The sequence below is a fragment of the Streptomyces katrae genome (assembly GCF_000966975.1).
Taxonomy (GTDB): domain Bacteria; phylum Actinomycetota; class Actinomycetes; order Streptomycetales; family Streptomycetaceae; genus Streptomyces; species Streptomyces katrae.
The window spans coordinates 1-5,996 of record NZ_JZWV01001188.1; the positions used below are offsets into that span (position 1 = coordinate 1).

A 5,996-nucleotide genomic window follows, 5' to 3' on the forward strand; every position below is an offset into this window, starting at 1 on the left:
ATGCCGGACTGTCCCGGCTCGCCTGTGGCGGTGACGGTCAGTCGGGTGACGCCGGCCGGTACGACGAACCGCTGGTTCGCGCCGGCGGTGAAGGTCTTGGTCACGGGCGCCGCTGCGGCGGGCGCCGCGGGCACCACCAGGACCGCTGGCAGCGCCGCGGTGGCGAGCAGGAGCGCGGCCCGTCGGGCTGTGCGCTGAGGGCGGTTGGACTGTTGTGGGGTCAAAGTCACGATGGGGACTCCTGGACAGGGCCGTGCCCCCGGGACGCGCGGACGTAGGTAGATGGTCCGGCCCCTGCACGGGACCGTCCGCCGCGGACCGTCCGGGCCGCAGCGGTCAGGCGTCATGCTCTCCTTCAGTCTCCCCGTTTCCCGGTCCGCCCGCCTCCTGGCGTCGCGGTCCGTCCCGGCGGGTGCGGTCCTCCAGCCCGGGATGCTGATCGGTCCCGGCAGCATCTCCACCCGCGCGGACAGGTGGGCGGGTTCTTCCCCGCCGACAGCCAGGTTCGCCGACTTCCCGGGCAGAGGCAGCGATGCCTCTCCGGCCCCTTCAACGGAAGGGTTCCCCGCCACGAGTACATCCAGCAGGCCCCCAGGCGATCGTCTACGCCTCGGTGGGGAGGTCGCGGCGGCGAGGGTGGGCGCCGCGGGTGTCGCCCCGTCCGGCGACGAGCGCGCCTGCCGGTGGCGCGCGCCACGCCCCCGACCCCACATCCTCATCGTTGCGACCCTCGCCCGAACCGACGGCCGCCGGCCCTGGCTGCGCGGCGACATCCTCGCGGTGCACGCCGCCGCCCGCGCCTTCGAGACCCGCTGGGGCCTGACGCCGATGTCGCCACAGGACCGCACCACGGTGCGCCGGTCCTCAACGGGGGACCTGAACGGAGGCCGCAAGCTCCGATGTCGAGTTCCGCGAGCAGGCCGCGGACGCGTCGCTCGATTTCGTCACGGATCGGCCGGATGGCCGCGACGCCCTGGCCTGCGGGGTCCTCCAGCTGCCAGTCGAGGTAGCGCTTGCCAGGGAAATAGGGGCAGGCGTCGCCGCAGCCCATGGTGATCACCACGTCGGACGCCTGCACGGCCTCGGTGGTGAGAACCTTGGGGGTCTCGGCAGAGATGTCGATGCCGACCTCGGCCAGGGCCTGGACCACGGCCGGGTTCACCGTGTCGGCGGGGGCGGATCCCGCCGAGCGGACCTGCACGCGGTCGCCGCCGAGGCGGGTGAGGAAGGCGGCGGCCATCTGGGACCGGCCTGTTCGGCCGGGAGGTCGGGATCAGTGGGCCCAGGGCAGTCGGAGGGCCTCGATTTCCGTGTCGTTCAGGAGGGCCTCGACGAGCGGGGCGGGGCCCGCGACCTTGGTGGCCCAGAGGTCGTAGTCCGTGCAGAGGACCCAGGACCGGTCCTGCGCCCAGAGGTTGGACGGGGTCCAGCCGTCCTCCTCCGGGTGGTCGTACAGTGCCTTGGCATCCGCGAGCGTGCCGGCCCGGACGTGCAGGTTGTCGAAGTCCTCAGCCCTCTGCAACAGCGGGTTGTAGTAGGCCATGCAGCGGGTCTGCGGCCCCTGCGGGCTGTGCTCGGTGAGGATGTCGACCAGGCGGTTCCAGTCGGTCCGGTCCAAACTGCCCTCGGACGGCCCCGCGATGCCGACCGGCCAGCCACTCGGCTCCCGGAGCGAGGGGAACGAGCGGTAGCAAGGCAGCCGCCCCTCGGGCGCCACGGGATCACCGGTCCGCTCCGAGAGCTCCGCCCAGCGCAGCCGGCGCCAACGGGGGCTCGGGGGCTCGCCCGGCGTGCCCCCGAACACGTCCGCGGGGTCGAGGCCCGGGATAACCTCGGGCCCGCCGCCATTCAGCACAGCTCGTTGATACGCGACATAGGACATGTCGGTGGGCCCGAGTTCGTGTTCGTACATGGAGTGGAGCACCCAGGCGGCGTCGGGCAGTGCCGGCGGCATGAAGCCGGTAAGCCCGTCATCGTCGGCGAGCTCCCGCAGCCAGTCGGTCTCCCCAGCTGCGGTCAGCGGCCACCGAGCCGTCGCCAGAGCAGCGGATGTCTCGTTCATCCGTTCAGGATCTCACCCGCCGCGGCGAGTGCCGGGATCACTTCCCAGCCTCCACCACGTTCCCGTCGCCCTTGACAAACATGATCGGGAATCCTTACAGCGGCGCCGCCGGCGGCGCCGGAGGGCCACCTGTCCACCGCACGGCTGTCCGCGAGCCGCAGGCGAATCGGCTCGGGCGCCCCCGTACACGGTCCGCGCCGCCCGGACCGGACGCCGTCAGGAGGGCCAGGCGGGATCAGCGGGAGCGGGCCCCCGGCCCGTAGGGTGGGTGCGTGACTGACGACTGCGCTGAATGCGGATTCGCCTACGACCTGGAGCTGGCGCCCACGGCCGCCTCGCGCGCCGGCGAGTACGCGGCCCGGTTCGCCGAGTTGCTGCTGCGGGCCGAGCGGGAAGCGCTGGTCCGCCGCCCCGCGCCCGGGGTCTGGTCCCCGCTCGAATACGCCTGCCACGTACGGGACGTCCTGCTCGTCCAGCGCGAACGGGTACTCGCCGCCCGGCGCACGGACAAGCCCGTCGCCACCCCCATGGGCCGCGACGAGCGCGTCGAACACGAGGGGTACGCCCTCCAGGACCCGGCCGCTGTCGCCCGGCAACTCACCGACGCCGCTGCCCTCTTCGGAAACGTCCTGCACCGTCTGCCTCCGGCGCACTGGGAACGCACCCTCGTGTACAGCTACCCGGAACCCGCCGAGCGGTCCCTGAGCTGGGTCGCCGTGCACACGCTGCACGAACTGCGCCACCACCTGCGCGACGCCCGCTGCCGCCTGCCGGACCCGCCGGCCGCCGGCAACTGACGGCTGCGGCGGGTTCAGGCCCGGTGATCGCGAGCACGTGAACGGCCATGACCCCGGAGCAAGGCGCGTGCGGAGCAGGCCAACGGCAACACCCGGCGCGCGGTCGAAGCCCCAGGGCCCCCTCCGCCCCGGTTGGCTGCCGCCCGGCACCCGTGCCAGGGCGCAGGCCACCACGGCGTTCTCCAGCACCCGCGGCTGCGACGGCATCCACCACGCACCGTCCGCTGGGTTGACGAGATCCGGGTTGGTGATCCCGTCGGCTTCGGCGATCTCCCGATACCTGTTGCCGTCGCCATAGAACAGCTCCGCGACCGCTTGCGGGATGTCACCCGGCCGGTGGGCGTAGGTCTGTTGCTGAGGTGGCTGCGCGGAGGAGGTCGTGGTGCCGCTTTGGTCCGCGCCGGCACGGCGTGTATCGGCTTTCCACGGTGAGCCTGTGGTTTCGAGGCGGCCCTGCGACGGCGGGTGTGGTCCGTGCGGGTGAAGGCGGTGGCGAAGATCGGTTGCGGGGTGGGTGGCCCGGCCAGACTGAGCGCTGCCCTGCCCGTGGCGGTTCCGTCCGGGCAGGGGTGTCGGGCGGTCCCGTCGGCGTCTTGCCGGTCGGGGCGCTATGTGAGGGAAGGTGGTTGTGGCCATGGCGATCGGCACGGTGCTGCTGGCACTGCGGGAGGATCCCCTTGGCGGCGGGGTGAGTGCCGAGCAGCTGAGGCGGATCGGCAAGGAGCTGGAGAACCGGGGCCTGGAGCTGCGGCGTGCCGGTGACGCGCGTGATGCCCGGGCGATGCTGCACACGGAAACGGGTATCGCAGCCGCGGTGGTGGCCTGGGACCTGCCTTCACCGGCCGTCCGCGGCCACGGCGAGACGCCTGCGGGGACGTCGGCGGAGGGTTCGGTGATGCCGACGGGCGGGGCGGAGGTGCTGGACAGGATCCGGCAGCGCTTCAAGGACCTGCCCGTCTTCCTGCTGATGACCGACAGCTCCGACCACGACCTCGAACACCTGCCGCTGTGGGTGTCGGAGACGGTCGTCGGCTACATCTGGCCCTTGGAGGACACGCCCGCGTTCATCGCGGGCCGTGTCGCGGCCGCCGCCCGCACCTATCTGGCGGACGTCCTGCCGCCGTTCTTCCGCGCCTTGAAGCGGTTCGAGGACGCGCACGAGTACTCCTGGCACACCCCTGCTCACTCCGGTGGAGTGGCGTTCCTGAAGTCGCCGGCCGGCCGGGCGTTCTTCGACTACTACGGGGAGCGCCTGTTCCGCACGGACCTGTCGATCTCCGTCGGGGAGCTCGGCTCCCTCTACGAGCACAGCGGACCGATCGGTGAGGCCGAACGCAACGCCGCCCGCGTCTTCGGCTCCGAGCGCACCTATTTCGTGCTGCACGGGGACTCCACGTGCAACCGCATGGTCGGCCACTACAGCGTCACCGCCGACGAGATCGCCCTGGTCGACCGCAACTGCCACAAGTCCGTCCTGCACGGCCTGGTCGTCTCCGGCGCCCGCCCCGTCTACCTCGTACCCACCCGCAACGGCTACGGACTGGCCGGCCCCCTCCCGCCCGCCACCACGGCCCCGGCCGCGATCGCCGCCCGCATCGCCGCCAATCCCCTCACCGCCGGCGCCGTCTCACCCGACGCCCAGTACGCGGTCATCACCAACTCCACCTACGACGGCCTGTGTTACGACACCGTGGCCACCGCCCGAACCCTCGCCGCGAGCACCCCGCGCCTGCACTTCGACGAGGCATGGTTCGCCTACGCCCGCTTCCACCCGCTCTACCAGGGGCGCTACGGCATGGCCGTGACCGCGGACGCGCTCCCGGCCGACGACCGGCCCACCGTGTTCGCCACCCACTCCACCCACAAGCTCCTCGCCGCGCTCTCGCAGTGCGCCATGGTCCACGTCCGGCCCGCCCCGCGCGCGCCGGTGGAACACGACCGCTTCAACGAAGCGTTCATGATGCACGGCACCACCTCCGCGTTCTACCCGGCCCTCGCCTCCCTCGACGTCGCCACCGCCATGATGGACGGCCCGCAGGGCCAGTGGCTGATCGACGAGGCCGTCACCGAGGCCGTCCGGTTCCGCCAAGCGGTGGTGCGCACCGGCCGCCGGATCGCCGCTGCCGGGGACCGGCCCGGCTGGTTCTTCGGGGTCTGGCAGCCCGACCACGTCACCGACCCCGCGACCGGCAGCCGCGTTCCCTTCGCCGACGCACCGGTCACGCTCCTGACCGGTGAGCCCTCCTGCTGGCAGCTCGAACCCGGCGCCGCCTGGCACGGCTTCGGGGACCTCACCGACGGCTACTGCATGCTCGACCCCGTCAAGGTCACCCTCACCTGCCCCGGGGTCACCGCCGACGGTGCCACCCAGCCGTGGGGCATCCCCGCCCGCGTCCGTCGTGGAGAAGACGGACAGCTACAGCACCCTGATCCTGTTCTCCATGGGCATCACCAAGGGCAAGTGGGGCACTCTCATGGACGCTCTCATGGACTTCAAGGCCCTCTACGACACCGACGCCCCCCTTGACCGGGTCCTGCCGCATCTCGTCGGCCGCTTCCCCCGCCGCTACGTCAGCACCACCCTGCGCGAGCTGTGCGCACAGATGCACGACCACCTCACCCGCGGGGCCTTCATCGACGCCCTGGACGAGGCCTTCCAGGAACTTCCCCGCCCCGTCCATCCGCCCCGCCACTGCTACCAGCAACTCATCCGCGGTGGCACCGAACGCATCCCCCTGGCGCACGCCGCGGGCCGTATCGCGGCCGCCATGGTGACCGTCACCCCGCCCGGGATCCCCGTCCTGATGCCGGGCGAATCCCTCGGCACCTCCGACGGCCCCCTCCTGCGTTACCTCACCGCTCTGGAATCCTTCGACCGCACGTTTCCCGGATTCGGCAGCGAAGCCCACGGGGTCACGGTCGACGCCGAAACAGGCGACTACCTGATCGAATGCCTGCGGACGCCCACCTGATGAGGGGCGGTCGAGAGCGCTGCCGGTGTCGTGGCTGTGTCCCGTTGTTCTTGTGGCATGGATGGGGGCGGCGTGCGGCTGATTGCGCCCGTGTGGTCTCACGCCGGCCATAGGGGGCTCGGCCTCTGCGGACGGCGGGGAGGGTGCGGATGCATCAGGCACGCA

Annotated in this window: 4 protein-coding genes and 2 pseudogenes; 3 read left to right on the forward strand and 3 right to left on the reverse strand. The window is 72.0% G+C overall.

All coding sequences use genetic code 11. The features are described 5' to 3' along the window. The 3 genes and pseudogenes from VR44_RS45550 to VR44_RS34665 form a co-directional block, all read right to left on the reverse strand. Positions 1–230: pseudogene (locus VR44_RS45550) on the reverse strand (hypothetical protein); the annotation flags it as partial. A 674-nt stretch (positions 231–904) separates the two neighbouring features. After that, positions 905–1,252, reverse strand: a pseudogene (locus tag VR44_RS46620) (arsenate reductase ArsC); the annotation flags it as partial. Between the two features lie 21 nt (positions 1,253–1,273). Beyond that, positions 1,274–2,062 (reverse strand): hypothetical protein, encoded by a 789-nt coding sequence (locus VR44_RS34665; protein ID WP_045951616.1) that lies wholly within the window; start codon positions 2,060–2,062, stop codon positions 1,274–1,276. Positions 2,063–2,334: 272 nt separating this feature from the next. On the opposite strand from VR44_RS34665, the gene VR44_RS34670 reads away from it, so the two are divergent. The 3 genes from VR44_RS34670 (at position 2,335) to VR44_RS49460 (ending at position 5,831) form a co-directional block, all read left to right on the forward strand. After that, positions 2,335–2,859: a DinB family protein gene (locus tag VR44_RS34670; RefSeq protein ID WP_094192114.1), complete on the forward strand. Its 525-nt coding sequence runs from the start codon at positions 2,335–2,337 to the stop codon at positions 2,857–2,859. 634 nt (positions 2,860–3,493) lie between these two features. Continuing rightward, on the forward strand, positions 3,494–5,386 hold the full coding sequence (locus VR44_RS34675) for an Orn/Lys/Arg decarboxylase N-terminal domain-containing protein (protein ID WP_483855149.1): 1,893 nt from the start codon (positions 3,494–3,496) through the stop codon (positions 5,384–5,386). Continuing rightward, positions 5,346–5,831: an Orn/Lys/Arg family decarboxylase gene (locus tag VR44_RS49460; RefSeq protein ID WP_483855150.1), complete on the forward strand. Its 486-nt coding sequence runs from the start codon at positions 5,346–5,348 to the stop codon at positions 5,829–5,831. Before VR44_RS34675 ends, VR44_RS49460 begins: the two co-directional genes overlap by 41 nt. Positions 5,832–5,996 lie beyond the last annotated feature (165 nt).

Bases quoted from the DNA above. Each gene is read 5' to 3' on its own strand.
- VR44_RS34665 (WP_045951616.1), bottom strand. From the start codon at position 2,062: ATGAACGAGACATCCGCTGCTCTGGCGACGGCTCGGTGGCCGCTGACC.
- VR44_RS34675 (WP_483855149.1), top strand. From the start codon at position 3,494: ATGGCGATCGGCACGGTGCTGCTGGCACTGCGGGAGGATCCCCTTGGC.
- VR44_RS49460 (WP_483855150.1), top strand. From the start codon at position 5,346: ATGGACTTCAAGGCCCTCTACGACACCGACGCCCCCCTTGACCGGGTC.